This window comes from Burkholderia sp. BCC1996 (assembly GCF_905339955.1).
In the GTDB taxonomy this organism is placed as follows: domain Bacteria; phylum Pseudomonadota; class Gammaproteobacteria; order Burkholderiales; family Burkholderiaceae; genus Burkholderia.
This window is the reverse complement of record NZ_CAJPHM010000021.1, coordinates 1-26,580: the sequence shown is the minus strand read 5'-3', so window position 1 is coordinate 26,580 and position 26,580 is coordinate 1. Positions and strand designations below refer to the sequence as shown.

The following is a 26,580-nucleotide window of genomic DNA, read 5'->3' as shown; positions in this document are numbered from 1 at the left end:
CGACGCGGGCTGAGTGAGGGGATGCGAGGCGCGTGATCATCGTATGAAGCGAGTTCAAGTCGCACCTACCTCGCACTTCGAGCGCAGCACGGGGAGTCAAAGATAACTATAGCAACGGCGCAAACATGAGCATAGGCGGTCGGTATCCACGTCTCGTGACCGATCGCCCACCCGACCCGGACGTTACTCGCCCGCGGCTTCCCTGACGACTTCCGGTGTGACAACCTCATCAGTCTTTCTAGTCGTTTTTTTTGCGCCGACCAGCTGTCGGCTTCTCGTCTCTTTTGCGGTAACACGACTCGATGGACGGCCCTGCTTACGAGCCGAAGTTGCACGTGCCGATTTCACTGGTTTCGATTCAGCTTTAAGGGTCTTCGGAGCCACCCTCTTGGCTGCAACCCCGTTCTCGACGTCTGTGGCAGAGCTTTTTCTCTCGGTCGCTGCCTCAATCAGGAAGCGGGAACGGTCTTTCACGTCCTTGATCCATGCCGGAGCGCGGCCCCGACCACTCCACGTTTCACCAGTCTTCGGATTGAAATATTTATCCGGCACGACGCGTTTTGTCTGATTGGCGGCGCCCGTCTTTTTCACCGCTGCGGTCGTGCAAGCTCCCCGACCTCGCTTCCGACCGATGAAGTTTTCGACGTCCGCGATCGTCAATCCATGCTTCGCCATCAACTCGCCGATCTTTTCCAGGCCGGCCGCCGCCTGTTTCGCGACCACGGCCTCGGCTTGCTTTTGCAGTTTCGCGATCTTCGACTGAATGAGACTTCCAACGTTGCCATTACTATCTCCCTATCGGATTTTTTCTTTGCTCGTCGCGCTTCTGCCGCCCGCAATATCACTCGCGTCGGTGCGCGCGCGAAAGCGAAGAATACACAAAGCATAGATCATTTTTCAATACAAGTGGACTGAGATGCGCAAGCCGTGACCGAAACATAGACTGCATCCGACTATTTCAGGAAAAACAGCACCCCAAAACATCTCCCCGACACGAAAAAGACACTTTTGCGAAGCAATTCCAGTCTCAAAGTCAACGGCTCGAGCCGGCCTCGGCACGGGTGAGTTCTCAATGATTGCAACACTACACCCCTTCGCGAGCGAGCACTCAGAACGTACGCCCCTTCTCCCAATCGTTTCGCTCTCGCGATCGCGCATCCCGTCGGGTATGTACATGGAAGCGTCGCCTGCCGTAATCGAACCTAATCTGTCTGCGCTAGCGCGGAATAGTCGCATGCTTTCGCCGTGGTTGCGACTTTCGAGAGGCGGCGATGCTGCGCATTTCGAAGAGTTGCGCAGAACAGTCTCTGGGCACGCCTTACTGCGGATATGGAGGTGTGCGACACTTATCGAGTGATTGTTGATTCTCGCCGTCAAACCTCGGAACCCGAGACGAACGCACACGTACCGGACATAATTGCTCAGGCTAGTGACGAGTCGTAGGGATGGACGCGCAATTCTTCATCGTGGTGGGCCATCCGAGCCGAAAGGACCAATCAGCTGAGCGTAAATGGGGTCTCGAGGTCAATCGCTACAGAATCTCGGACTGTCATATCGACTTTACGCGTAAGACCGCGAGATAATCATCTATATATGGCTGCCGCCGCATGTTCAGGCGTGGCAGCGTTCGCAACGGCTGTTTCCGACGTCACCATCTCTAGAAGGATCGTGACTGGCTGCATGAACAGGGGAGGACGTCGCCATATTGGCGCGCGAGCACTCCGGAAAGCTGTCGCGCAGTGCCACGATTCCGCGATGAATCGAAAACAATCACTATCTCTTGCTCCCGAGTTGAACGTGGACCGCCGCACATCGACAGGTTGAATCCGCCTCCTGTTACGGGCAGAACAAGAGACTATGGGTTACCGTACAGGCGACGCTTTTCCGGATCGCAGCGGAGTCGCGAGCGCTGACGCCATACATTGCTGCGACCGGACCACGCTGCTGAACTCGACCAGGGCGCACATTTCGCCACATAGAGCGATTGATGTGCGAAATCCCAACATCACCTCGTCTATAATGGAACATTCAGAATGATCGCACGGAGCCCTACTTTATGAGTCAAGCCCGCGGGCGATATGCGGGATCACGGGACAGCGGCCAACGCCAGCCCCGTCACTTAAAAAAATCCCCGTCCAACCGGCAAGGACAACCGTATGTGAAGACGCCTCCTCGAGATTCCAACGAGACAGCCTCCATTTTCAAAACACGATCGTTTCAGTTTTTGGTCAATGCGGTGGGCGCAGAGAATATCGCGATAGCTCTTGAATCGAACATGACGCGAGTGGCCGAACTGATGAAGGGCGAGAGATTCACACCTGAGACCGCCTTTCACATGGAAACCACGCTTGGGTTGCCGCATGGATTTTTTGACCACCCGAATCCTGCACTCTCGGCCGAGACCATCGTTCGTCTGAAGTCACCGCTTGACTACATTCAAACGGACGACGGACCAGGAGTAGAGTCTGAAGCACTTGAACCGGCTTCTGCCCTAAACGTAGATCACCAACCACTTCTCAAAGATAGTTTGTTCGAGGAAGCGCAAATGCCAAAGAAAGCAGTTCGGGAGGCGCCCAGAGCCGTCAAGAACAGTCGAGGCGAAATCGCCGAGCAACCGAAACCCCATGCACGGCTAAAAACATCGTCGTCGATACACAAAAGGTCTCCTAAAGCACCCGGACAACAATCGCTGGCATTAAGCGACAGCGCTGAGGTAGAAAACATCCGACGCGCTAACCTCCACGTCCTCACCAGTCGCAACGGATCGAAAGTAAGACTTGGTGTGGTCATGGCGATGAGTGGATCCAACTTGGCCCATCGGTTACATGGCAAGAAACGCATGGACGGTGTCGAAGCACACCGATTCACGGAGCGGCTTGGATTGCCAGAAGGCTGGTTGGACACCCCGCGCTCCGAAGCCGAGATTCCAGCGTCGGTGTCGCAAATGCTTACGCCTGCTCCGCGCGGGCGCGTATCCGCTCAACAACACACGCCGATTGCGGTCGCAACAAGCGATGACGTGCTCGGGAAGCTCGCCGATGAGACGGCGCACACGGCGTGCGCGCGGGCAGGTGCCCTAGACGACTCGGAAAACCCCTCACCTGTCTCAGATGATATCGCATGCGAGAAAGAGACGACCGTCGTCAGCCGACACGATCATACAAGTGATTTCTCCGATAACCTTGCCGATCGTACACCAGAAGAAAGCGATGGCGAGGCCCCGGCAGACAAACCGGCAACTGTTGAGTCGTTGCCAACCTCCGCAGTATCGCGGCGAAACTTAGTACCACTCCCCTTCGCTTCTGTGACTAGCCTCGACAATCTTCACGGTATTGAACCGGTAGCGGAAGCATTGATCAAGACGCTTGCCGGTAAAGCCCGCATGGGTCGATTGGACGAATTGAAAGCCCTGGAACTTTTACAGCAAGCGATCCTGCTGTGAGTCGGTGGCAGGCTTCCCCTTGATTTTCGTACCGTTCACCGGGGTAACCCGATCTAGATGCGACAAGGAGAGGCCGACAGGTTGCGGCGTAAGCGAGGACGACCGTCAACTGGTCGTTTGTTGCGATGCACAATGGAATTCGGCATAGCTTCGAGTTATCCATTCTACGTGCACCACAATCTGCGAGAGGCATTCCGGAGTCGAATGTCCGTGCGCCACCCTACGATTTCGTTCACCTTCCCCGCGACGATCGTCGGTAAACCTATCGAGGCTAATGTATCGACAAACCCAAGTCGCGACAATTCAGCATCCCGAGTGATTGCGATCACGTCAAAGACCGCCTGCTGCGTTCCGAAAGGAAAGGCCCGGGGCGTCGTAACTCCTCGGGATATCACGTCGTCCGCGCACCAGGACGAGGAGCGCCAACGCCAGATGCTCGCGCTGATCGCGCTAGACCGTATAAGCTCAGGGGATTGCCCCCGTGGGCGAGTGCGCTCCTGGATCGGCTCATCGCTATGTCCCCCACGTTGTTCCGGTGCTTTTCTGGAAATCATCGTAGGTACTGAATATGCTCCCGTATACTTATCTTTTGTGGCGTAATACATTAAATATTCTGTTTTAATAGCTCGCTCTTTCCCAAGGATAAACTCAATGGAAGTCGGGCGCCTTCGGGCGCTGCTGGAACTGGCGCGGTGCGGCACGATTGCGGTAGCCGCGGAAGCGCTCTTCCTGACGCCATCGGTCGTCTCGCCGCAAATCACATAACTCTGGGAGGAGGCCAGCATCAAGCTCACGGAAAAGTCAGCATGGGCATGCCGCGTCACGGTTGGTGGAATACGCGGAACGGGTCATGGTCGTTTTGGTGGAGGCCCGCTCAGAGCTGGCGGTCCTGCGGCGAGAGATCGTCGGCGAGTTGCGCTTTTCCGCCTTTCGGTCGATCGCATCGGCTGTGTTGCCCGACATGGGCAAGGCTGTGCAGCGAGTTCTTCCGCGCCTTGGGAACATTCTCGAAGAGATAGAACCGATCGACGGACTTGCGGCGCTGAGGTCTTGGCACCCGGATATCACCCTGAAGGACGATCTCTCAGTCCTGGTGTGGGACATGCAGGAAATCGTCGGTGCCGCACAACTGGCCGGGAATATGCTGTACGTAGCACTCGCGGCCAATCATGCGTTGAGCAAAAGGCCGCCCCTGAACATGTCCGACATGAGGAATGAAACCTGGGCAACCGATTCAACGTCATGCGTATTTGGCGACTTCATCACTAGCTTGTGCCGCCGCACTGGGTACGATCCGCCCATCAACGCCAAATACCGCGGCTTAGAGCCGGTAGGATTCCTGGTGGCTTCCGGCTTCTCGTTGTCGGTTGTTCTCGCGCTCAGGCATGCGCAACCGCTGGCCGGTGCCGCATGGGTCAAGGTGAGGCCGGAGGTTCGCCGCACGATTTACGTCGCTTATCGCCGTGGAGAGCACAGTCATCCTGCGATCAAAGTATTCGTCGAGTATATTGTCCGAACTACACCGAGCCTACTCAGCTATCTCCGATTCGGAGTTGAGCAGGCCCGCGCAAAGGAAAGAAGCATGCACGTGACGGTCGACATAATCATTTACAACGGTTTTAAGGCGCTCGAAGCGATCGGTTCACTGAGCGTCTTTACCTACGCGAACATCCACTTGGAGCGTCGTGGCCTCAGGGGCCGCTATGATGTCAAGCTCGCTTCGACACGTCGCGGCGAGATCCAGTCCGACACGGGCGTTTCGTTGAGGGCCGAGAAACGCCTTGACACGCTGTCGTTGCCACATACCGCGATCATTGTGGGTGCCTGGCAAATCGAGCGGGCTGTCGACGATGCGTCTGACATCGTGACATGGGTTGAATCCGCAGCTAGCCGGATGGCGCGTACCGCTGCGCTTTGCTCCGGTGCGTTCTTTTTGGCTGCCGCAGGAATTCTGGACGGAAAGCGCGCAACTACTCATTGGGCCGTAGCGGAGGCACTGAAGCAGAAATATCCGGCCATTCGCGTCAATACGGATTCCATCTTTATTCGTGATGGCTCCACGTGGACCTCAGCCGGTGTCACTGCCGGAATCGATCTTGCGCTCGCGCTCGTTGAAGAAGATTTTGGTCTGGACGTCGCGCTCGATGTGGCACGAGACCTTGTGGTCTACTTGAAGCGCCCCGGCGGACAGTCCCAATTCAGCTCTCATCTCATCAGCCAGGCGACACGCAATCCAAGCATCAGAGAGATCCAGGACTGGATCCTCGCGAACATTCAAAAAGACATTTGCCCCGCAGAGATGGCTGAACGTCTTGCAATGAGCGTGCGAAACTTCAATCGCTGTTTCAAACGTGAAACCGGCACGACACCGTCAACCTTCCTGACACGCGTGCGTATTGAAGCAGCGCGGCGAATGCTGGAAGAAGGAAATCTGCCAGCGAAAACCATCGCTGCAAATAGCGGTTTCAAGACTTATGAAGCGATGAGAAAGGCATTTCAACACGCGCTCGGCATCACGCCGCTGACATACCGCGAACGCTTTGGCGTGCCGCATTCTCACGACTAGTGCCGTGTTGGGCTGGTTCGCGAACACAGTTCCTGGAGGCGGGCGGCCGAATCGCTCGGCCGCCTCGCCAACACAGAGCTCTGTATTTATTGCGCGAAGCAATTAGATGTGTATTCGCTCACATCGGATCGAGCGGTCATTTAGACGTGAAACAATAGACTGCCAGCTTGTTCCCATCGAGATCACGGACGTACGCGGCGTATGCGTTGGGGGCCCAGTCGCGTGGGCCAGCCGCTCCTTCATCCTTAGCCCCCGCCGCTAGAGCCGAGTCATGAAAGGCGTGAATCGACGCGCGGTCAGGCGCTTCGAATGACACGGTCACACCATTGCCTACAGTCGCAGGCTGGCCGTTTGCAGGCTTCAAGACGAAAAATGATGGGGAATCAACGCCCCAGATCGAGCCATTATCGCCGAGATCGGCCAGTCGCTTCAGTCCGATCTTGTCGAGAATGTTGTCGTAGAACGTGCGCGCTTTCTCGAGATTGTTTGTGCCGACAGTCACATGGGTAAAAGCAGTCATACTTCCTCCTTTCAAGTACGTGGGATGGCCCGCTCGGCCAGGGTGTGTCCTTCGTCTTCCAAGCGGTGCCTTGTGCAGAAATAAATACAGTCGCCGGAGTCAGCCAATACGGTTGAGTATCCGGGCGTGATGCTCGATGTGATCGGCGATGAACGTCGAGATGAAGTAGTAGCCGTGGTCGTAGCCCGTATGACGGCGCAGCGTTAGCGGCTGGCCGGCCTGCGCGCACGCGGCTTCGAATACGTCGGGGTTCAGCTGGTTGGCGAGGAACTGGTCGGCGAGGCCCTGGTCGACGAGGATGCCGTCCGCGAACTTCGGCGCATCGGCGCGCGCGACGAGCTCGCTCGCGTCGTACTGTTTCCACGCGTCGCGGTCGGCACCCAGGTAGCCCGAGAACGCCTTCTCGCCCCACGGGCAGCGAGTCGGCGCGGCAATCGGCGCGAACGCCGACACCGACTGGTACAGGTCGGGATGACGCAGCGCAAGCGTCAGCGCACCGTGCCCGCCCATCGAGTGGCCGAAGATCCCGAGCCGCGCGCCGTCGATCGGCAGCTCGGCCGCGACGCATTCCCGCAGCTCGCCCGTCACGTACGACTCCATCCGGTAATGCGTCGACCACGGCGCTTGCGTCGCGTCGACATAGAAGCCCGCGCCGACGCCGAAATCCCATGCATCAGTCTCGCCCGGTACGCCCGCGCCGCGCGGGCTCGTATCGGGCATCACGAGCGCGAGGCCGTGCTGCGCCGCGTACCGCTGCGCGCCACCCTTGATCGCGAACGTCTCCTCGGTGCACGTGAGCCCCACGAGATAGAACAGCGCCGGCACGCGGCCGTGCGCGGCCTGCGGCGGCAGGTACACCGAGAACTTCATCGGCAGGCCGATCGCCGCCGAATCGTGGCGATAGAAGCGCTGCTCGCCGCCGTGGCACGCATGCGAAGAAACGAGTTCGAGCATGACGGTGCGCTCCCGGTCAGTACAGCACAACCGAGCGGATCGACTCGCCCTGCTTCATCAGGTCGAAGCCTTCGTTGATTCGCTCGAGCGGCAGCGTGTGCGTGATCAGGTCGTCGATGTTGATCTTGCCTTCCATGTACCAGTCGACGATCTTCGGCACGTCGGTGCGGCCGCGCGCGCCGCCGAACGCCGAGCCCTTCCACTCGCGGCCCGTCACGAGCTGGAACGGACGCGTGCTGATTTCCTCGCCGGCCGCCGCCACGCCGATGATGAACGACTGGCCCCAGCCCTTGTGCGTGCACTCGAGCGCCTGGCGCATCAGCTTCACGTTGCCGACGCATTCGAACGAGTAGTCGGCGCCGCCGTCGGTCAGTTGCACGATGTCGTCGACGACGTTCTCGACTTCGTTCGGGTTGATGAAGTGCGTCATCCCGAACTTCTTCGCGAGCTCGACGCGCTTCGGGTTGATGTCGACGCCGATGATCTTGTCCGCGCCGACCATCTTCGCGCCCTGGATCACGTTCAGGCCGATCCCGCCGAGGCCGAACACGACGACGTTCGCACCGGCCTCGACCTTCGCCGAGTAGACGACCGCGCCGACGCCCGTCGTCACGCCGCAGCCGATGTAGCAGATCTTGTCGAACGGCGCGTCCTCGCGCACCTTCGCGACCGCGATCTCCGGCACCACGATGTAGTTCGAGAACGTCGATGTGCCCATGTAGTGGAATAGCGGCTTGCCGTCGAGCGAGAAGCGCGACGTCGCGTCGGGCATCAGGCCATTGCCCTGCGTCGCGCGAATCTTCTGGCACAGGTTGGTCTTGCGCGACAGGCAGAACTTGCACTCGCGGCATTCCGGCGTGTAGAGCGGAATCACGTGGTCGCCCTTCCTGACGGTGCCGACGCCGGGGCCGACGTCGACCACCACGCCCGCTCCTTCATGGCCGAGGATCGCCGGGAAGATCCCTTCCGGATCGGCACCCGACAGCGTGTAGTAGTCGGTGTGGCAGATGCCCGTCGCCTTCACTTCGATCAGCACTTCGCCTGCGCGCGGCCCTTCGAGATCGACTTCCTCGATCGTCAGCGGCGCACCCGCCTTCCATGCCACGGCTGCTCGTGTCTTCATGTTTCTTCACCAATCACGTTTCGATTGGCTGATATCTTCACCTAGCGTCGTCAGCGACGCGGTTGTTTCAGCTCGCACTGGCGAAAATGCAGTGCATGTTGGCCAAAGATAGATATCCGCTGAAGGGGCCCCCTGCTGTTCCCACAGAAATATGAAGTAATCGATCCCGAGCGATCGCCTAGGAGTGTCGGCTGCGAAGAGGCGCTGCTTTGTGGAACAGAGCCGACGTTTGAATGTGTGCTTCTACACACTGGTAAAGGGTTGGAGATAGCGGATAGCACCGATTCGATGAGCGTGCTGCGTAGTGGATTCTGGAATCCTCAACGGCTCCTATACGGCGACTCGTCTGACGATGTGCTAGTGGTCGATAGTGTTGAAACACTCGAATCAGACGACGCACGTAACGCGGCTTCGCTTATGGTATGGCGCGTTTGTTCAACGCCTCCAAGCTTCGAAGAGGCTTCCTTCCTCCTCGTAGGATAAAGGCATCCAAGTGCTGCTTCCGAGCGCAGGTGCGGCCGAGGATCACGACACCCGTGCGTTGCGGCGTGGCCCGAGCAGGAGATTTCGATCGACACCGGCGTGTCCAGCCTCGCACTCGTCACAGACGCTCAAGGTACTCCACTAGCATTACGGTCATCGGCGCCAATTGGGACGACTCGATGGCCCTTGAGCCGACGCTTGACGCGCTTCCAGCAGTCCACGGGTTGAATGGTCGGCCGAGCAAGCGCTCCGACAAGCTGCATGCAGACAGAGGCAATAATGGCGGTCGATTTAAACGCTACCTGAAACAACACGACATCACTACGCGAATCGGCAATAAGGGGATCGAGAGCAAAGAGCAACTGAGAGGTCATCAGTGGGTTTCGAGCGCGCGCATGCCTGGTTTGCTGGTTTCGGCAAGCTGCACATTTTCCCTAAGCGGCGGCCCAATATTCATCCCGCGCTCCTTCCGCTTGCCGCTGCGACCATCTGTTCTCGATTCAGTGATGACGTGTGTTAGTGACTCCAACTTTCCACTGTTCGGATGATCCACGCGGTGCACGGCCTAAGCACAACAAGACGCAAATCGCACGAGAAATTTTTATGCCGAATACTTGCTGAATTCATCGCGCAACCGAGGGTTTACTTGGACAAAAAGTCGCTCAAGGCGAGGCCTGGTCTGCCGTTAAATGGATCGAATTGTTACTCACTACATGGCATCGACATGAAACTGTCCACGAAGCTGCTTGCCCTTGTCGTCGCGGCACTGCTCGGCGTTGTGCTGCTTGCGGCCACTGCGCTGCAAACGCTGCGAAGTTCGCTAATTGAAAGCCGTCGTGAAGAAATCGTCATCCTGCTGACGAAGGCCGAACATCTTGTCAACTACTACCGCGACTTGCAGATTCGCGGCGCGCTGACCCGCGAACAAGCGCAGCAGGCCGCGAAGGATGCGCTGTCGCAGCAGAACACAGACACGAAGAGCTACTATTGGTTGACGACCGCCGACGGGCTCATCCTTGTGCATCCTAACGCGAATTTCATCGGCACGAAGGCGAAAGGCAATCGGACAACGAGCGGTCAAACCGACCGCGATGCATATCGCTCAGGCATGGCGCAATCGCATTTCGCGCTCGTCGACTTGCTCGTGAGGCGCAGCCCCGACGCGGACGTGGAGCCCAAATTGCAGGGCGTCGTTGCAATTCCGGACTGGGACTGGTGGATCGGGACCGGGTTCTTCTACGACGACATCAATGCTACGTACATTCGTCTCGCCGTCGTGCTCGGTGCGATCGCGGTGGCAATAGCGGCGATGGTGGTAGCGATCGCGTGGGCGGTAACGCGCAGCGTTCGGCGCACGCTCGGCGGTGAGCCGGCGTATGCGACGGAGATCGCGCGTGAAATCGCACAGGGTAATCTGGGCGTGCAGTTCGATACAGCGCGCGCGGTGCCAGGCAGCCTGCTCGAGGCGCTCGCGGAGATGAAGACGCGGCTCGCCGGGATGATCTCCGAGATTCAGTCCGCGACGCACTCGATAACGCTGGGTTCGGGAGAGATCGCTCAAGGGAATCTCGACCTGTCCCAACGCACCGAAGAACAGGCGGCGTCGCTGCAGCAGACAGCGGCGAGCATGGAGCAGATGACGGCGACAGTGAAACAGAACGCCGACAGTGCGCGTCATGCGAACGAACTCGTCGGGCGAGCTGCGGAAGCGACCGAGCGCGGCGGGGCTGCAGTGCAGGAGGTGGTCGCAACGATGCAGCGGATCGCGGAGGAATCTGGGAAGATCGCCGATATTACGTCGGTAATCGAGAGCATCTCGTTTCAGACCAATATTCTTGCGCTGAATGCGGCGGTCGAGGCCGCGCGGGCGGGAGAGGACGGCAGAGGGTTCGCGGTGGTCGCGTCCGAGGTGCGGTCGCTTGCACAACGAAGTGCCTCGGCCGCGAAGGATATCAAGACGCTAATCCAGGCTTCGGCCGGAAGAGTGGTTGACGGGAGCCGGATTGTCGGAGTGGCCGGCGAGCGGATGGACGAAATTGTCGGGTCGATCCGGCAGGTTGCCAGCATTATCGGAGAGATCTCGGCGGCGTCGGATGAGCAGAGTACCGGGATCGAACAGGTCAGCCGGGCGGTGACGCAGATGGATCAGGTTACTCAGCAGAATGCGGCGCTGGTGGAGGAGGCAGCGGCGGCTTCAGCTTCGCTTGATGAGCAGGCGGGGAGATTGAGGACGGCGGTATGGGTGTTTCGGGTGGCTTGAGAAAGCTAGCTGTTGTGGTGGTGGGATGAAGGGGTTGCAGGCGCAAGCTTGAACCCCTTTTTGTTCGATTGGATGAAGACAGACGACTTGTAAGCATGACATTAACGCCGTCTTAACATCGTAGAAGAGCGACTAGGAATGGGCAGGACAGTTTAGCCGAAACGTTCTACGGAATCAGATCATCGATGCGAATACCAAAATGTTCGGCGACGCGTGCAAGGACGTGGCGCAGATAGGCGGTAAGCATGGGCCTGTCAGGAATTTCGTGTTTAAGGCATAACATGCTCTCAAGGAGAGTGTATGCCTCGCAAACCGAAAGCCCAGCCGGCGGCTCTGCCGGCGATTCCGGCCGAGCTGCTTGAGCAGTTCGGCAACGGTCCGATGACCGCTGAAGCCATCAATGCCGCGACACTGGCACTCAAGAAGGCGCTGATCGAACGGGCGTTGGGCGGCGAGATGAGCCATCATCTCGGCTACCCTGCCGGTGCGGCCAAGCCGACCAATGCCACGAATCAGCGCAACGGCAAAGGTGCCAAGACGGTCCTGACCGAAGACGGTCCGATTCGCATCGAGGTGCCTCGCGACCGCGACGGCAGCTTCGAACCCATCCTGATTCCCAAGCACGAACGGCGCTTTACTGGCTTCGACGACAAGATCGTCGCTATGTATGCCCGGGGCATGACCGTGCGCGAGATTCAAGGTTTCCTGCTGGAGCAATACGGCACCGAGGTTTCGCCGGACTTCATCAGCTCCGTGACCGATGAAGTCATGGCCGAGGTGACGGCCTGGCAGGCCCGACCGCTTGAGCCGATGTATCCGGTGGTGTTCTTCGACGCGCTGCGGGTCAAGATTCGCGAAGACGCCGTCGTGCGCAACAAGGCGGTGTATCTGGCGCTGGGCGTGCTGCCCGACGGCACCCGGGAGATCCTGGGTCTGTGGATCGAGAACACCGAGGGCGCCAAGTTCTGGATGAGGGTGTTCAACGATCTGAAGACGCGCGGCGTTCACGACATCCTGATCGCCGTGACCGACGGTCTGAAGGGCATGCCCGAGGCCTTGGCGGCAGTATTTCCGGCGACGACGCTGCAAACCTGCATCGTCCACCTGATCCGCAATAGCCTGGATTACGCCAGTTGGAAAGACCGCCGCGGGTTGGCTGCGGCGATCAAACCGATCTACGCAGCCCCCAGTGCAGAAGCCGCTCAGGCTGAACTCGATGCATTTGCTGCGGGTCCCTGGGGCCAGAAATTCCCGACCGTCAGTGGCGCATGGCGCAGCGCCTGGGATCGCGTCATCCCGTTCTTCGCGTTTCCTCCGGGCGTGCGCAAGATCATCTACACGACGAACGCGATTGAAAATATCAACTCGCAACTGCGCAAGATCATCAAGACCCGTGGCCACTTCCCGACCGACGAGGCAGCCACCAAACTCATCTGGCTGGCCCTGCGCAACATCACGGCGAATTGGGGCAGTGCCGCTCATGACTGGAAGACGGCCATGAACCAGTTCGCTATCCTTTACGCAGATCGATTCGTTCGACCTTCCGTGTAGTTACTCAACCCGCCTTGAACACGGAAATCCTGACACCCCCGTAAGCTTTCTCCAACACCGTCTGTTCATGAAGTGCCATAGGGGGCAATCCGGTTCCCACCAAAACGTGGTGTGAGACAGAAGAAATCAAAATCAAGATACGGGGTCACCGAGCGAGGCTCGACGAATTGCACGAAGGAATTCTGCGCGCAAGTCGTGGCGGAAGTGCCAGAGCCGGCATACTCACTAGCAGAAGTGGGGCACTCGCATGGTCTCAGCGCGAATCCCGTGTCGAAGTGGCGGCGGGATTATGAGCGAGCCGCGCCGTCCGCACCCGGGCTAGCCGAATCATGCTTGCCAGTTCAGATAGACCCGCCGCCGACGCCAGATCCAATCAGTTCATCCGGGCTCAACATCGAATGTCACTGTATGCGAGTGCATTTCGAAGGCAAGCCTGAGTCTGATGTCCTGCGGCTGGTGCTGACGAGCGTGCTAGCCGCGGGTTAATAACGCTGGGTCTTCCCGCTGGCACGTGGGCGCGGCCTGCAACTGGCGCGACGGACATGGGCTCCGGCTTTAACAGCCCATCCGCGAATGTGCGGACCGTGTTTGACCGGAACCCGTTCACGGGGCACGCGTATGTGTTTCGTGGCCGACGCGGCAATCTCATCAAGCTCCAATGGTGGACCGGCATTGGCATGTACCTACTGATGAAACGCCTTGCGCGCGGAAGCTTCGTCTCATCGGGGTGTTGTCAGCATAAGCTAGGCGACGTTGTCCGTGCTGTCGGAAGGTATCGACTGACGGCAGCCGGTGCACACAGCAGCGCCGACCTCGGCGTTGCATCCCCCACCGGAGTTTTGATCGCGGGTATCACGACGGCTAGCTCGTACTCGGACGACAACGAAGCGCTCATGCCCTTACTGCTCAAGCGCGATGCCCGCATCGGGCATCTGGAAGACACGATCGAATCGCACAAGGCAGCAACGGCAACCGACAAGCAGAGATCGAAGATCTCAATGCTATTCGCACAGCCATGTCGCACGCAGTTCGGTCGCCGCTAGGAGGAGCCGGACCGCCGGATCGAACAGCATATTGAACAACTCGATGCCGAAGAAGGTGCTGCCCCCATTCCTCGCCGTTGCGGACAGTCGGGGCGGCGGAAAGCTGGTCCCAACGGCACGAACCGCACACGCCGCGGTTCCAAGCCCCGCATCCTCGTAGGCGCCGGCGGCGTGCCGGTCAGCGCGATTCTGACCGGCGCGGATACCAACGACGTCACGCAGTTGCTGTAGCTCGCCGGTGCAATCTCGCTGCTCCGCGATATGCTCGGACGTCCGCTTCAAACGCCAAAATTGTCTATTCCAATCGCGAATCGCTACCAAGAACACAATGGGCCGCGCCAATATTGTAGGATTGTCGAACAAACTCCCCCGCCCCCACATCTTCCCTCGCCTTTGTGTTCGCTGCGAGCTATGTGCCGACGTAAATGAGCGCATTTTGATAATCGGCTGCCCTCTCGTTTGTTCGAAAATCGTCGAACGCGCAGCCCACGATATTTTAACCCATTCAACATCACTCAAGCAGTGCATTTTTACACAAACAAAAAACATCACGCATCAAGACAAAACGCACCAATAAATCTTGACCCAAAGAAAAAATTCTAGTCGCGAGAATCAAAAAAAACCCGGCATGGCCGGGCAAAAACCTCACACGATGAATGAGCTGACGCATTGAATTTCACGACTCACGACATTTATTAATATCGATCTAAAACTCAATCAACCAGCGCAATTTTAAATCCTATACGAATCAGATTCTAGCCACGAGAGAATTCAGAGTCAACTTTATGAGAGCGAGTATCAACAGCACCTGCATCAAGTGCAAACCCATCAAGCTCGTCGCGACACCTCCCAAGTCTCGATCTTAAGCATCACAACCGGAGCGAAAATAATTCCGCTTTTCCAGATTTTCTATTGCCCTTCCACAATTCTGAAGTCGCGTTCAGCGCCTCCGTCCAATGCAGCAACAGCCGCGCGGTATCCCTCCGATTCCCGTGCGGCGATCGCCTTTTCAAGGCTATCAAATTCGACAATTGCGGTACGCTCCGCGACGCCAGATTCATATGCCGCAGCAGCAACGCCGCGCGCAAGCACGCGTCCTCCGCCGGCACTAATTGCCTCTCCTGCAAGCTTCGAGTAAGCCGCGAGTTTTTCGTCGTCTGAAACTGAACGATAGGCACTTACCCAGTATGCTTTCGCCATTATCCACATCTCCAGAGTAAAATTATTTACCACGAACATCAACTGGCACGATATTTATGTCTTACTGCCATGACCCAACACAACTCATATACGCACCACCTTCGCGGCGAATTTCGCACACGACAGTTGATTTACTCATAACATCAACTATAAACATGCACCCGCAGGCATCTATTTTCAAAATATCCCAAGCGGCTTTTCACTATAACTTACCAAGACGTTTTTGACCCGCTGGTAGTTCCTGAGCATCTCCATGTGCGATTCACGATCGAGTCCGAATTGTGCTCTCCCTCCGAAAACTGCGTGCGCGGGATACCCGTGATAGCAGTTCGTCCATACACGCCCTGCCTGGATTGCCCGTCCGAATCTGTAAGCCCGCATCGCATCGCGCGTCCAGACGCTGGCGCCATGCCCATATAGCGCCGCGTTTGCAATCTCGATGACCTCGTCTTCGTCCTTAAACGTAGCTACTGAGACCACCGGCCCGAAGGCATCCTCCTGAAAGATGCGCATGCCAATGTGGCCGCGAAACACTGTCGGTTTAACGTAGTACCCGTTTGCCAGTGCACCGCCCAAATAGTTGCGTTCGCCACCAATCAAGCACTCAGCGTGTTCCCGCTTCCCGATATCAATATATTTTATAATCTTCTCAAGCTGCTCTTGCGACACCTGGGCTCCAATCATGGTCGATAGATCAAGAGGATGACCTTGACGGATCGCCGCAACGCGTGGCAACGCTCGTTCCATGAATCGATCGTAGATTTTCTCTTCGATGAGCACAAGGGACGGACAAGTGCATGCTTCACCTTGATTCAAGGCGAACGTCAAGAAACTTTCTAGGGCCTTCGCAAAAAACGCATCATCGCGCTCAAGGACATCAGCAAAGAATACGTTTGGTATCTTTCCCACGATTTCCGAAGAAAACGGGGAAATATTCGAGCCCGTGTATTCCAAACTCAACGCTGCAAGTGGAGCCTCACTGGTAAGCTCAATTCTCGAAAGTCGCGTATCCGACGCGAGCGATTTACACGCTTCAGCCACAACTCCATTCACAACATTGAGAACTCCGGGAGGCAGCAAATCCTGAATCAGCTGTACAAAGACAAGCAACGAAGCAGGTGTTTGCTCCGCAGGCTTAACGACAACACAATTCCCTGCAGCAAGTGCCGGGGCAAGTTTTCGTGCGGCCGCCAAGAGAGGGAAATCCCACGGAAGCATCTGGCCTACAACACCAAGCGGCTCATGGAACTGGTATGCTACTGTATTGCTATCGACATCAGAAGTTATTCCTTTCGGTTCCTGGACGCATTCCCCAAAATAGCGAAAATAATCTATTGCAATTGGAATATCGGAAGCAAGCGTTTCACGCAAAGGCTTACCATTATCGATGGTCTCCGCAACTGCAAGGCGCTGCAGATTGTTTTCCATTCGATCCGCAATTATATTTAACAGTCTTGCCCTTTCTTTCGGCGAAGTTTTACCCCACGTGTCTTTCGCACTATCCGCGGCGCTCAGCGCTAGCTCAACATCGGCCTCCTCAGAACGAGGAACGATCGTAAATAGTTCTCCGGATATGGGTGAGACGTTGAATAAATACTCCCCTCCCAGAGGCTCAACCCATTCTCCACCAATAAAATTGGCGTACTGCTTTCTATACGGAAATTCCATATCTATGGATTGGTAATCTACGCTACTCACCCTAACCCTCCACGCCGGCGCCCCTCTACAAGAGGCACTTTAATAAACCATGCCGCATCAGTATAATTAAATATCGTCCCGCTATCCACCTATCGAATTCCGCATCGCAATCGCAGTTCGTCGACGTAATCACCGGCAAGTTTTTACCGAAGCGCCGAATGGTAAGATTGATAAAGCATGTAAACAGCAACCACGACAATCATGGTCGAAAACGCAATATTCAATGCTCCCCGCTTTTGAGCGAGACGACCGGCCGATCGCGCGCCCAATTGCCCCCCCAGCAATCCACCGATTACAAATTCGATCGCAACAAGCAAGTTTACTTGTCCTGCAAGCGAATAATTAATCGCCGTGGTTAGACCAAATGATCCGACTGCGAATAGTGAGGAACCTATTGCGTCCAAGATTCGCATCCTCGTTGCCAACATTAGCCCCGGCACTACCAGAAACCCACCGCCGATACCAAAGAAACCCGACAGTCCGCCAGCCCCGAGCCCGGTTCCACAAACCCGCCAAAGCTCACTTCGAGGACGCAATTGTTCTGAATCCGACGGTTCAGTCCGTGGTTTTAACATTAAAAGCGCGACAACAAACATCAGCAACGCGAAAACGACTAGCAGTTTTTGACCGTCGACCTGCTTCCCCACACTTGAGCCGAGCGCAGCACCTACGACACCAAACCCGGCGAACACCAGCGCAGACCTCCAGCGTACATTTCCGGCTTTAGCGTGCGGAATCATGTTCAGATAGGCCGTAATTGCGACCGCAAGCGCGGCTGTCCCGATCGCCGCGTGTGCATTTGGAAGCCCAACAATGTAAAGCATCATCGGTACCGCAAGAATTGATCCCCCGCCACCAACCAATGCAAGGAAGAAGCTCACTGCGGCCCCACACAAAACTGATGCAAGGCCATGAAGAATCAACAGGCTTGCCACGTTTATCATCCTTTGTATTTATGCAATGTGTCAGCCTGACCACAAGCAAGATTTGCGGGAACTGCAATATCCATCATTTTCGGATGTGGCAAGTTAAGAGAATCCATGATTTTCACGTATTCCATCTTCGTCTTTCCAGCAAGTCGTGGATTGAACATTTTTTCTTCCCCAATCGTGCTCGCGCCCCACCCTTTGTAATCATGCGCGGGATATACGACCGTGTTATCTGGAAGTCGAAATAATTTGTTGACGATCGAATCCCAAGATTGGGAGGCATCTCCACCTTGGAAATCGGTCCGACCGCTTCCGCGAATGAGCAATACATCTCCCGTAAATACGGCATTCAAACTATGATGATCAAGAACGAAGCTAAACGATTCATCCGTATGTCCTGGTGTGTAAACCGCTCGCAGAGACAGGTTATCAATCACGATTAACTCATCGTCTTGCACCCGCCTCACTACACATTGAGCTTTTGAGCGTTCACCCATAATCGTAATGCATTCTGTAGCATCCCGGAGATCACCCAATGCAGTTACATGGTCAGCGTGTGTATGAGTATCGATCGCGTGCACAAGGCACAGATTGAGTTCACGAAGAAACTTCAGGTACTGATTGATCTGCTCCTTTACAGGATCAATAATCAATGCCTCTCCACCTTGCCGTGACGCGAGAACATATGTGAAAGTGCTAGATGCCGAATCAAAAAACTGCCGGAACAGCATTGCGACCACCTCCGAAAACTCTACTAGGACGGCTACGAAGACTTCTAGTGATCTATATAGATCTATCTATCATTTAGTTGTACATATTAACTTATCCAGCCACTCCAACATGAAACGTTGTTACTCACACCAAGTTGGAGTGGCTGTTGGATCTAGGGTCAGACGTCCGAGCTGCCGCCGCTGCTCAGCTCGCGGATGTAGCGGATAACTGCCGAAAAATCTTCCTGTGCGTGCCCCGCGCCAGCAAATGTCGAAAAAATTTCCACGGCATGTTCGGCAAGCGGCGTAATGGCACCCGAAATTTCAGCCGCGTTTCGTGCGAGGTTGAGATCCTTCAACAACATCGTGACGGGGGCGCCTGGCCGGTAGTCGTTATTGGCAGGCGAGGTCGGAACCAAGCCGGGAACGGGGCAATAGGTTGTCAATGCCCAGCACTGGCCAGTCGACGTTGACGCGACATCGAACAGCGCCTTTGCGGAAAGGCCAAGCTTCTCAGCCAACACGAAAGCTTCGGATACCGCGATGATCGAGATTCCGAGAATCAAATTGTTGCAAATCTTCGCTGCTTGACCAGCTCCCGCAGCTCCGCAAGCAACGACTTTCCGACCCATCGCCTCCAAGACTGGCGTCGCCCGGGCGATCGCTTCGTCAGCCCCCCCGACCATGAATGTCAGCGTCCCTGCACCGGCCCCGCCAACCCCACCAGAAACCGGCGCGTCGAGACTCAACATTCCGGCATTACCGGCTAGCTCATGGATCAGCGCCGCAGTTTTGACGTCGATCGTAGAACAGTCGATGATCACGCTGTTCTTCGTCATGACCGGGACAATCTCGCGCCAAACATTGAGCACATACTCACCTGCTGGCAACATGGTAACGACGACATCGGCATTGGCTGCCGCAGCCTGTGCGGACATAGCGGGAATAATCCCGGCACTGGCGGCAGCATCGAGATTGGCTGCCAAAACATCAAAACCCGTTACGTTATAACCACGCTTTACCAGGTTGGAGGCCATCGGCCGCCCCATGTTTCCAAGACCGATGAATGCAATTCTTTCGCCAGACATATGATTTCTCCTGTTAAATCGCGAAAATATTTCCCACGCGACATCAAATAAATACAATTGTATTTTTTAATGAATTCCAGTCATGTAATAGAACAAAATTACAACCACAACCACCATTGCCTTAATACATGTAATAGCAAAAATGTCTTTATACGATTGTCTATGAGTCAACCCAGTGACCGCGAGCAACGTGATGACCGCACCATTGTGCGGAAGTGTATCGAACCCCCCCGCTGCCATAGCACCGATTCGATGCAAAACTTCCATGGGGATGTTTGCCATACGCGCACTCTCAATGAATGACTTTCCCATTGCACCCAGTGCGATACTCAAGCCGCCTGTCGCGGAACCAGTTATACCTGCCAAGGTTGTGATACTAACTGCTTCACGCATCAATGGATTTTGAATAACGCTCAAAGAATTGGAGACAAGTGCGAAACCAGGTAACGACGCTATGACGGCCCCATACCCATACTCTGACGCAGTATTTAATGACGCCAACAAAGCGCCACTCACTGCCACCTTGCTCGTCTCCGCAAATCGAGTGAATACCTGACGCCAAGCGAACATCAACACCGTTACGATTCCCAACACGAGAGCTGCCTCGACTGCCCAAACGGCGACGACTTTGTCGATGCTAGTCGTTATAACGTCGCCATTTTGTGTCAGCGCCACCGTATGCATCTTCCCATAGATGCGAGGAATCCACATGCTCAGCAGTTTATTGCTCAGGCAGACCACGACCAGTGGCAATACCGCGACGAAGAAGCTGATTTTCCTTCCACCATGCTCATGGGTGTCCGGTTCATTCACTAAATGAACCCCGTCCGTCGAGTAACCTTCACCCTTTGCTTCGGCGCGCGCCCGCATTAGGTTAAGATAAAAAATTCCAAGCACAAGAATGAGCAATGAGCCGATGATTCCAAGTACGGGAGCTGCCCATGTGTCGGTTCCGAAGAAGGTGGTAGGAATAATATTTTGAACCTGCGGAGAGCCTGGCAGCGCGTCGATAGCAAAGGTAAATGCGCCGAGGCCAATTGTTCCCGGTATCAATCTCTTCGGTATATTGCATTCCCGGAACATCTGCGCGGCGAACCCATAGACCGCAAATACCACCACAAATACGGATACCCCGCCATATGTCAGCAACGCAGAAACAATCGCGACAGACAGTATTGCATTTCTTGCCCCAGCAAATCTAACCGTCGATTCAACAATAGATTTTGAAAATCCCGAGCATTCCACCACCTTCCCGAAAAGTGCCCCAAGCATGAACACCGGGAAATAGCTCTTCACGAACTCCGCTGTCTTTGCCATAAACAAATTGGTGTACACCGGCGCGACGGCTGCTGGGTGGAATGCCATGACAGCAAGAAGTGCAGCTATGGGAGCAAAGAGAATTACGCTATATCCGCGATATGCCGCAATTATCAAGAACGCCAAAGATAAAATGATAATGATAATGCTCATCGCCCCCCCCTTATCGTCGCACCTTCACTGCGAAACTGATTCCGGTTATTAGCTCGACTCACTGATAATGCTGGCTGGCGGCTCTGAATTATACGAAACATCGTGTCTCCTCCGATACGCGCGACATCTAGCAGCGCAATACGGCCCACTAATTTGGCGGAGTCCTAATTTTCTATAATCTATGGACCCGCCCGAATCGATTTTCTGCCTGCAATGAAAAGGCGTTACGCCCCTTCGCCAAACTGATCAAATGCCTCCAGCACACGAAGCGAATAGACGTATGCCGCGCCAGCGTTCAAAGTAACAGCAACAGCGAGCGCATCACCAACCTCCTGAACCGTTGCCCCCGCCTTTCGAGCAGCCTGAACATGCCCGGCGATGCAACTGTCGCAATGTGTAGTAACTGCGACAGCGATAGAGATCAGCTCACGCGTCTTCGCATCAATAGCTTTACCAGCGTGCTCGGCCTCACGAAGGCCGACGAAAGCCCCCGCAAATTCCTGATTCGCTTTTCTCAAAAGCGTATGGGCCTGACGCGTAGATGCCAACTGTTCTTTCCAATCATTCATCATTTCTGTCTCCGTTGTGTTATCTATTTAATGCACGTATTTTAATAGCTGGAGCGCCACTCGCCCATCAGGCCACGGTACGTAACCGAGGACTGAGAAGGCGAATGCACTCCTTGTAACGGTCAGCCGACCGCACTTTCGATCGGAAGATCGTGACGGCGCCCCCATTCGTCCCACGATCCATCATAGACGCGCCATTCATTCATCCCGGCCACGGTGAGCCCCAATGCCAAAATGCATGCAGTAAGGCCCGATCCACATGTAACGGTAACCGGATGGTTCCACGTGATCCCCGACTGCGTGAATTTCATTCTGATCTCGTCCGCGGACAACAGTTTCCGCGTCGAATTATCCAGCAAATCGGCCCAGTACAAATTCAGGCTTCGAGGAATGTGACCAGGCCGCGTACCGGGATAGCGGTCCTGTTCCGTACCGGAAAAACGGCCTGGCGTACGCGCGTCAATCAGTTGCTCATCTTTGCTCTGGGATGTTCTGAGTACGTCATCCCAACGAGCAAGCAGCGGCCTTGCCTCGGGCACATGAAATTTCTTAGCTGTCGCAGAGCAGCTTCCGCTTTCAACCGAGTAACCATCCGCTTTCCATGCCTTCATGCCACCATCGAGAATAGACACTCGATCGTATCCATAAAGCCTGAATAGCCACCAAACCCGAGCAGCACTGTAAAGCCCTGGTGTGTCATAGGCAACAACGTGCGTTTCGTTATCGATACCCAAATTACCAACGCGTTCCGCAAACAATTCCGCAGACGGCACTTTTCGGGGAAGTGGATTATCGGGATCTGCGATTTCATCCAGATCGAAAAACAACGCTCCCGGAATATGCTCTTGCACATATTCCTCGCGTGCCACACGCCCAGTATCGGGCAGATGCACGCTGGCATCCACGATAACGATATTTGACTTCCCAAGTCGTTCGTGCAGCCAAGACGCGCTTACAACTGGTCCCGGATATTCCATGGCATTCTCCTTGAAGTGATGCGTGTTTGGTTCAGACCTGCGTGCCTATCCAACGCTGTCGAACCGTCCTGAAAAACACGATCTGAAGCAGCTCGATCCTAGTGTTTCGAATAATCGCAAAGAGCGCTTCAGGCCAACCGATCACACCGATGTTTCAATAGGTAAATCGGGGTTACTTGACCATTCGCTCCATGAGCCTGGATAAAGGCGCGCCCCATCGGCCAATCCGGCAATTTCGAGCGCGAGCAAGTTGTGACATGCGCTTACACCGGATCCGCAAGTGGAAATGAGATTCCGAACTTCTCGGTGACCGAGCAATGCACGCCATTCTATAGCCAATACTTCTTTTATCTTAAAACAACCATCTGCGGCGAGGTTTTCCGTATACGGCCTGTTGATGGCCCCTGGAATATGCCCCCCTCGAGAATCAAGAGTTTCACCGATGCCGGCGAACCTACTAGTGCTTCGGGCATCGACAAGTATGAGTGAAGGGTCGCGAAGAGACATTTCGATAAACGTTGCATCAACGGTCATTTGTCTATCGGGTCGCGGAGTAAAGAGCGTCGGCGTCGGAACGTGGAGTTCAACAGTCCCTACGCCTTCGCGAGCCTTCCACTCTGCAAAACCTCCATCGAGCACAGAAACAGAATCGTGACCCAACCATCGGAGGGTCCACCAAAAGCGTGACGCAAACAATCCTCCAGACCGGTCATAGGCAACGACTCGATCGTTCTGGCCGACACCAAAGCGAGAGAGGACTGCTGCCACATCCTCCGGATCCGGCAACGGATGACGCCCATTGCGACCCGTTTTTCGCCCCGATAAGACTTCGTCCAGGTTAATGTGAAGCGCGCCAGGAATGTGCTCTTCGAGAAATTGCCTCTCCCCAGCCGTACCATCGGAAACATCATGACTACAGTCAAAGATCTTCCAGCCTGACGCGCCCCTCATTTCGTCAGCAGAAACAAGGGCTGAATACTTCGGGCTACTCATAGATTTCTCCGATGCCTTTCAATATTTTGTTGTCCGAATCTATATCATTGATACATGCCCGCCTATTCGCCACGCATCAGACTCGATCAGCAACCATTCATCTGCTTCATTGACGCTAACCTTCAATACGCGCAGCCATCAGGCAATCGCCGACGTCACTACAGTTCGTTCAGACCGATCCTGGCCGGCACTTCCTGACGCGCTTTGCACTGGCCATGATAGACATACTAACATTCAATAGAGTTTTTGAATGATTAGGGCAAACCCCATCCCAGACACCTCTCGAACCCGCGCGCGCAGGAGGGATGGCGTTCTATTTCGAATCGACGCCATATGAGAACGAGCCTCCGCTCGGCACGGCAGCGCGACGGGAAGCATAATCAAGGCGGCGTCGCAGCCCGAACTTAAGTCCTGCGGCCCAGCCGCGGCGAGCCAAGAAAGATGGCGCAAATTGTTGTAGCGCCTTCTGACCATGTAGCATTAGGACGCACAGGCCAATATCAATTTGGCGTCTACTGGGTCGACTCAACCTTCAGTCCTGCCTCCTTCCACTCAGGGAAACCATCCTCTAGACGTCGGACGGAGAAGCCGAGCTCACGCAACTTCGCAACGGCGCGGAACGACTGTAGACAATAGGTTCCCCGGCAATATGCGACTATCTCCTGATTTTTCGGGAGAGCCGATAGGTGCACCTCCAGCTCTTTCTCTGGCACATTCACCGCACCTGCCACATGACCCGCCGCGTACTCCTCGGGCGGGCGGACGTCGAGGAGCATCACCTCTCCGCGCCGCAAACGATCGACAAGCTCATTACGCGAAATCGGTTCTAGATCATCGAGCCGGCTAAAGTTCGCAGCTACCAACTCTCTCAACGTCGAGAGATTCTGCTCGCCAAGGACGCGTAGTGCCGATAGCAATGAGACGATTGGTCCATCACCAAGCGCGTACAACACACGCTTGCCATCTCGACGCGATCGGACAAGATTTACCCGTCGGAGCTGCTGCAAGTGCTGTGAGACGTTTGCGAAGGTCAAGCCGGTTACATCAGCGAGTCGCTCGACAGATCGTTCACCTTGGGCCACATGATCCAAAAGGTCTAGTCTGTGCGCGTTCCCCAGCACACGAGCCAGTTCGGCAAGTTGCTCGAGGATTTCGAGCCTTGGATTCGTCATATCAGACCACCACATATCAATCAATTGATAAATTGAAGCATTCTACGTCGAAGGGAAACACTCCGCAAATCAGCCGGTGTAACCGGCTTTATGCAGCCAAGGAGCTTCTTGCAAGAACACCTCGGTCTTGCTCAAGACTCCGGAGTGGCACTCGCACCTGTGCACGTCAATACTCCGAAGACGTGCTTGTTGTCACCTTCCGGCATAAAGGAGCCGGGTATTTCCGGCATATAGGCGCCAGCGGAAGTGGTCAGAAACGAGCATCGTGGGAGGTTCAAGAATGGGGGGTTAGCTGCCGTTTGCAAGGTTCAAATGGTGGTCCGGAAGGTGCCGCGGGCTGCGATAGGAGTGGTCGTCGAGCACGAGGCAATAAGCGTTGTGACGCAGGCGGTCGAGCGTGGCGGAAGCCCGCAGGCGATTGGAAGGAAACGCCTGATCCCATTCGGTCAGATCGAGATTGCTGGTGACGATCGTGGAGGCGGCCTCGTAGCGCTCGGCGATCAACTCGTGCAAATCCTCGTCGGCGGGCGGACGAAGTGGTTTGAGCCCGAAGTCGTCGATGGTGAGCAATTCGACACGCATCAGGCTGGCGAGCCGGCGCTCGTAGGCGCCGGTGGCGCGCGCGGCGTTCAGGCTGGCCGTGAGCTGGGTGCAGGTGGTGAACAGCACATCCACGCCCTGGCGCACGGCACAATGGCCGAGTGCCTGGGCCAGACGGCTCTTGCCGGTGCTGCACGGCCCGACGATGAGCACGGGCGCGTGTTCGCCGAGGTAACGGCCGCCGGCCAGATCGTGCACGAGTGCGCGGTTCAGTTGCGGTAGTCGATCGAAGTCGAATTGCTCAAGTGTCTTGCTGGTGCGAAACGCGGCGCGGCGCATGCGTAACGCGAACTTCTTCTGCTGCGCCGGGCGACTTCGTCTTCGATGAGCAGCGCCAGGAAGTCGACGTAGGAGAGCTTCGCATCGATGGCCTGGCGATTGCGCGCTTCGAGCGAGTCGAGAATGCCGGACAGGCGCAGTTGCTTCAGATGCGGGGTCAAGGCAGGCATGGGTTGCATGACAGGCTCCTTGGATCAGTGACGCACATCGGCGTCGGGGGTGAACAGCGATTGCGCGTTGCGGGCGAAGCGCGCGCCGGGAGCGTGAACGTGTTCGCCCGGATCGCTCGGTGGATGTCGATCGAAGCCGCCGGCGAGGATGGTCTTGACGGTCCGATAGAACGGGCTGCAGTGTGCCAAGGCGCGCGCGCAGGCGGCTTCCAGGCGTGGAGCTCCGTAGGTGCGCTGCAAACGCATGACGCCTTGCGCGGCGCGCAAGCGCTCGAGAATGTGATCGGCCAGCAGTCGCTCGATGAGTTCGGCGCAGGCGGGGCCCACGCGCTGGGCCTGTTCGAGGCACCACTGACGGTCATGAGCGAGAAACGCACGAGCTTCCGGTGGCAAATGATCACGCACGGTGAGCCGATCACCGGGACGGCGGCCCCGCACATGCGAGGCGACCAGTCGGTAATCGTCGTAGAGGCTGATCGAGGCGTCGGTCGCGCAATCATGGGGTCTTGCCGACCAACGCGAACGGCACGGAATACAGCACGCGCTGATGCGCGACATGACAGTCGCGATGGACCGATACCTTGTGCCAGGTGCCCAGATCGGGCGCGACGGCGGACAGTGCGCGCATCAACGGCCGTTCGATCTCGAACAGCTCGAGCGGCGCTTTGCGCGTCGTGCCGTGAACGCGGCGTCCGGCTTCCTGCATGACCCAGTGGCACGCCTGAACATTGAGGTCGGTGAAGTCGCGGAACTGGCGCAATGGCAGGAAGTTGCCCTTCACGT

23 protein-coding genes and 2 pseudogenes are annotated in these 26,580 nt (G+C 56.1%); 8 read left to right on the top strand and 17 right to left on the bottom strand.

The window, feature by feature from the left end; translation table 11 throughout:
- Positions 1 to 183: 183 nt before the first annotated feature.
- The gene (locus U4Z64_RS27110) at positions 184 to 723 is read right to left on the bottom strand and encodes an H-NS histone family protein (protein ID WP_415750600.1); all 540 of its coding nucleotides are present in this window, start codon (positions 721 to 723) and stop codon (positions 184 to 186) included.
- 1,333 nt (positions 724 to 2,056) lie between these two features.
- On the opposite strand from U4Z64_RS27110, the gene U4Z64_RS27105 reads away from it, so the two are divergent.
- The 4 genes and pseudogenes from U4Z64_RS27105 to U4Z64_RS27090 all read left to right on the top strand — a co-directional run bounded on the left by U4Z64_RS27105 (position 2,057) and on the right by U4Z64_RS27090 (position 6,008).
- Positions 2,057 to 3,442 carry a hypothetical protein gene (locus U4Z64_RS27105; RefSeq protein ID WP_321821568.1) on the top strand — a complete coding sequence of 462 codons (1,386 nt, stop codon included), beginning with the start codon at positions 2,057 to 2,059 and terminating at the stop codon, positions 3,440 to 3,442.
- 651 nt (positions 3,443 to 4,093) lie between these two features.
- A complete protein-coding gene (locus U4Z64_RS27100; RefSeq protein WP_321821567.1) occupies positions 4,094 to 4,207 on the top strand; it encodes a LysR family transcriptional regulator in 114 nt (37 codons plus the stop codon).
- Positions 4,208 to 4,292: 85 nt separating this feature from the next.
- A pseudogene (locus U4Z64_RS27095) lies at positions 4,293 to 4,898 on the top strand (LysR substrate-binding domain-containing protein); the annotation flags it as partial.
- 126 nt (positions 4,899 to 5,024) lie between these two features.
- Positions 5,025 to 6,008 carry a GlxA family transcriptional regulator gene (locus tag U4Z64_RS27090; protein ID WP_321821641.1) on the top strand — a complete coding sequence of 328 codons (984 nt, stop codon included), beginning with the start codon at positions 5,025 to 5,027 and terminating at the stop codon, positions 6,006 to 6,008.
- Between the two features lie 136 nt (positions 6,009 to 6,144).
- On the opposite strand, the gene U4Z64_RS27085 is transcribed toward U4Z64_RS27090, so the two are convergent.
- From U4Z64_RS27085 to U4Z64_RS27075, 3 genes are all read right to left on the bottom strand, one after another.
- On the bottom strand, positions 6,145 to 6,528 hold the full coding sequence (locus U4Z64_RS27085; RefSeq protein ID WP_321821566.1) for a VOC family protein: 384 nt from the start codon (positions 6,526 to 6,528) through the stop codon (positions 6,145 to 6,147).
- Between the two features lie 99 nt (positions 6,529 to 6,627).
- Entirely contained in the window at positions 6,628 to 7,482 is an 855-nt protein-coding gene (gene fghA, locus U4Z64_RS27080; RefSeq protein ID WP_321821565.1) for an S-formylglutathione hydrolase, read from the bottom strand.
- A gap of 16 nt (positions 7,483 to 7,498) precedes the next feature.
- Positions 7,499 to 8,605 (bottom strand): S-(hydroxymethyl)glutathione dehydrogenase/class III alcohol dehydrogenase, encoded by a 1,107-nt coding sequence (locus U4Z64_RS27075; protein WP_321821564.1) that lies wholly within the window; start codon positions 8,603 to 8,605, stop codon positions 7,499 to 7,501.
- Positions 8,606 to 9,812: 1,207 nt separating this feature from the next.
- Between U4Z64_RS27075 and U4Z64_RS27070 the strand changes: the two genes are divergently transcribed.
- The 4 genes from U4Z64_RS27070 to tnpB all read left to right on the top strand — a co-directional run bounded on the left by U4Z64_RS27070 (position 9,813) and on the right by tnpB (position 13,942).
- Entirely contained in the window at positions 9,813 to 11,348 is a 1,536-nt protein-coding gene (locus U4Z64_RS27070) for a methyl-accepting chemotaxis protein (RefSeq protein WP_321821563.1), read from the top strand.
- A gap of 300 nt (positions 11,349 to 11,648) precedes the next feature.
- On the top strand, positions 11,649 to 12,899 hold the full coding sequence (locus U4Z64_RS27065) for an IS256 family transposase (protein ID WP_321821562.1): 1,251 nt from the start codon (positions 11,649 to 11,651) through the stop codon (positions 12,897 to 12,899).
- Positions 12,900 to 13,010: 111 nt separating this feature from the next.
- A complete protein-coding gene (locus tag U4Z64_RS37645) occupies positions 13,011 to 13,385 on the top strand; it encodes a transposase (protein WP_415750599.1) in 375 nt (124 codons plus the stop codon).
- Positions 13,385 to 13,942, top strand: coding sequence for an IS66 family insertion sequence element accessory protein TnpB (gene tnpB, locus U4Z64_RS27060; RefSeq protein WP_321821640.1), 558 nt, complete (start codon positions 13,385 to 13,387; stop codon positions 13,940 to 13,942). Before U4Z64_RS37645 ends, tnpB begins: the two co-directional genes overlap by 1 nt.
- Before the next feature lie 909 nt (positions 13,943 to 14,851).
- Here the strand turns inward: tnpB and U4Z64_RS27050 are convergent.
- From U4Z64_RS27050 to U4Z64_RS26990, 13 genes and pseudogenes are all read right to left on the bottom strand, one after another.
- Positions 14,852 to 15,142: a DUF1330 domain-containing protein gene (locus tag U4Z64_RS27050; protein WP_321821561.1), complete on the bottom strand. Its 291-nt coding sequence runs from the start codon at positions 15,140 to 15,142 to the stop codon at positions 14,852 to 14,854.
- A gap of 177 nt (positions 15,143 to 15,319) precedes the next feature.
- Positions 15,320 to 16,810, bottom strand: coding sequence for an aldehyde dehydrogenase family protein (locus U4Z64_RS27045; protein WP_321821639.1), 1,491 nt, complete (start codon positions 16,808 to 16,810; stop codon positions 15,320 to 15,322).
- A 173-nt stretch (positions 16,811 to 16,983) separates the two neighbouring features.
- Positions 16,984 to 17,775 (bottom strand): sulfite exporter TauE/SafE family protein, encoded by a 792-nt coding sequence (locus U4Z64_RS27040; protein ID WP_321821560.1) that lies wholly within the window; start codon positions 17,773 to 17,775, stop codon positions 16,984 to 16,986.
- Between the two features lie 5 nt (positions 17,776 to 17,780).
- Positions 17,781 to 18,500, bottom strand: a complete 720-nt coding sequence (locus U4Z64_RS27035; protein WP_321821559.1) for an MBL fold metallo-hydrolase — start codon at positions 18,498 to 18,500, stop codon at positions 17,781 to 17,783.
- Between the two features lie 158 nt (positions 18,501 to 18,658).
- Entirely contained in the window at positions 18,659 to 19,624 is a 966-nt protein-coding gene (gene mmsB, locus U4Z64_RS27030) for a 3-hydroxyisobutyrate dehydrogenase (RefSeq protein WP_321821558.1), read from the bottom strand.
- A gap of 9 nt (positions 19,625 to 19,633) precedes the next feature.
- Complete coding sequence (locus tag U4Z64_RS27025) at positions 19,634 to 21,037, bottom strand: GntP family permease (RefSeq protein WP_321821557.1); 1,404 nt, start codon at positions 21,035 to 21,037, stop codon at positions 19,634 to 19,636.
- 224 nt (positions 21,038 to 21,261) lie between these two features.
- On the bottom strand, positions 21,262 to 21,609 hold the full coding sequence (locus U4Z64_RS27020) for a carboxymuconolactone decarboxylase family protein (protein ID WP_321821556.1): 348 nt from the start codon (positions 21,607 to 21,609) through the stop codon (positions 21,262 to 21,264).
- A gap of 119 nt (positions 21,610 to 21,728) precedes the next feature.
- Positions 21,729 to 22,583: a 3-mercaptopyruvate sulfurtransferase gene (gene sseA / locus U4Z64_RS27015; protein WP_321821555.1), complete on the bottom strand. Its 855-nt coding sequence runs from the start codon at positions 22,581 to 22,583 to the stop codon at positions 21,729 to 21,731.
- Positions 22,584 to 22,724: 141 nt separating this feature from the next.
- Entirely contained in the window at positions 22,725 to 23,576 is an 852-nt protein-coding gene (locus tag U4Z64_RS27010; protein ID WP_321821554.1) for a sulfurtransferase, read from the bottom strand.
- 512 nt (positions 23,577 to 24,088) lie between these two features.
- Positions 24,089 to 24,748 (bottom strand): metalloregulator ArsR/SmtB family transcription factor, encoded by a 660-nt coding sequence (locus U4Z64_RS27005; protein WP_321821553.1) that lies wholly within the window; start codon positions 24,746 to 24,748, stop codon positions 24,089 to 24,091.
- 288 nt (positions 24,749 to 25,036) lie between these two features.
- Positions 25,037 to 25,806, bottom strand: a pseudogene (gene istB / locus U4Z64_RS27000) (IS21-like element helper ATPase IstB).
- A gap of 15 nt (positions 25,807 to 25,821) precedes the next feature.
- Entirely contained in the window at positions 25,822 to 26,355 is a 534-nt protein-coding gene (locus tag U4Z64_RS26995; protein WP_321821552.1) for a hypothetical protein, read from the bottom strand.
- A partial coding sequence (locus tag U4Z64_RS26990; protein ID WP_415750598.1) for a Mu transposase domain-containing protein occupies positions 26,294 to 26,580 on the bottom strand: 287 nt, incomplete at its 5' end. The genes U4Z64_RS26990 and U4Z64_RS26995, both read right to left, overlap by 62 nt.

Excerpts from the sequence above, each read along its gene's own strand:
- U4Z64_RS27085 (WP_321821566.1), bottom strand. The coding sequence starts at position 6,528 with ATGACTGCTTTTACCCATGTGACTGTCGGCACAAACAATCTCGAGAAA.
- U4Z64_RS27070 (WP_321821563.1), top strand. The coding sequence starts at position 9,813 with ATGAAACTGTCCACGAAGCTGCTTGCCCTTGTCGTCGCGGCACTGCTC.
- U4Z64_RS27065 (WP_321821562.1), top strand. The coding sequence starts at position 11,649 with ATGCCTCGCAAACCGAAAGCCCAGCCGGCGGCTCTGCCGGCGATTCCG.
- U4Z64_RS27025 (WP_321821557.1), bottom strand. The coding sequence starts at position 21,037 with ATGAGCATTATCATTATCATTTTATCTTTGGCGTTCTTGATAATTGCG.
- fghA (WP_321821565.1), bottom strand. The coding sequence starts at position 7,482 with ATGCTCGAACTCGTTTCTTCGCATGCGTGCCACGGCGGCGAGCAGCGC.
- U4Z64_RS27005 (WP_321821553.1), bottom strand. The coding sequence starts at position 24,748 with ATGACGAATCCAAGGCTCGAAATCCTCGAGCAACTTGCCGAACTGGCT.
- U4Z64_RS27035 (WP_321821559.1), bottom strand. The coding sequence starts at position 18,500 with ATGCTGTTCCGGCAGTTTTTTGATTCGGCATCTAGCACTTTCACATAT.
- U4Z64_RS27045 (WP_321821639.1), bottom strand. The coding sequence starts at position 16,810 with ATGGAATTTCCGTATAGAAAGCAGTACGCCAATTTTATTGGTGGAGAA.
- U4Z64_RS27020 (WP_321821556.1), bottom strand. The coding sequence starts at position 21,609 with ATGATGAATGATTGGAAAGAACAGTTGGCATCTACGCGTCAGGCCCAT.
- U4Z64_RS27010 (WP_321821554.1), bottom strand. The coding sequence starts at position 23,576 with ATGAGTAGCCCGAAGTATTCAGCCCTTGTTTCTGCTGACGAAATGAGG.
- U4Z64_RS27090 (WP_321821641.1), top strand. The coding sequence starts at position 5,025 with ATGCACGTGACGGTCGACATAATCATTTACAACGGTTTTAAGGCGCTC.
- U4Z64_RS27075 (WP_321821564.1), bottom strand. The coding sequence starts at position 8,605 with ATGAAGACACGAGCAGCCGTGGCATGGAAGGCGGGTGCGCCGCTGACG.
- sseA (WP_321821555.1), bottom strand. The coding sequence starts at position 22,583 with ATGGAATATCCGGGACCAGTTGTAAGCGCGTCTTGGCTGCACGAACGA.
- U4Z64_RS27100 (WP_321821567.1), top strand. The coding sequence starts at position 4,094 with ATGGAAGTCGGGCGCCTTCGGGCGCTGCTGGAACTGGCGCGGTGCGGC.
- U4Z64_RS27050 (WP_321821561.1), bottom strand. The coding sequence starts at position 15,142 with ATGGCGAAAGCATACTGGGTAAGTGCCTATCGTTCAGTTTCAGACGAC.
- U4Z64_RS26995 (WP_321821552.1), bottom strand. The coding sequence starts at position 26,355 with ATGTCGCGCATCAGCGCGTGCTGTATTCCGTGCCGTTCGCGTTGGTCG.
- U4Z64_RS27105 (WP_321821568.1), top strand. The coding sequence starts at position 2,057 with ATGAGTCAAGCCCGCGGGCGATATGCGGGATCACGGGACAGCGGCCAA.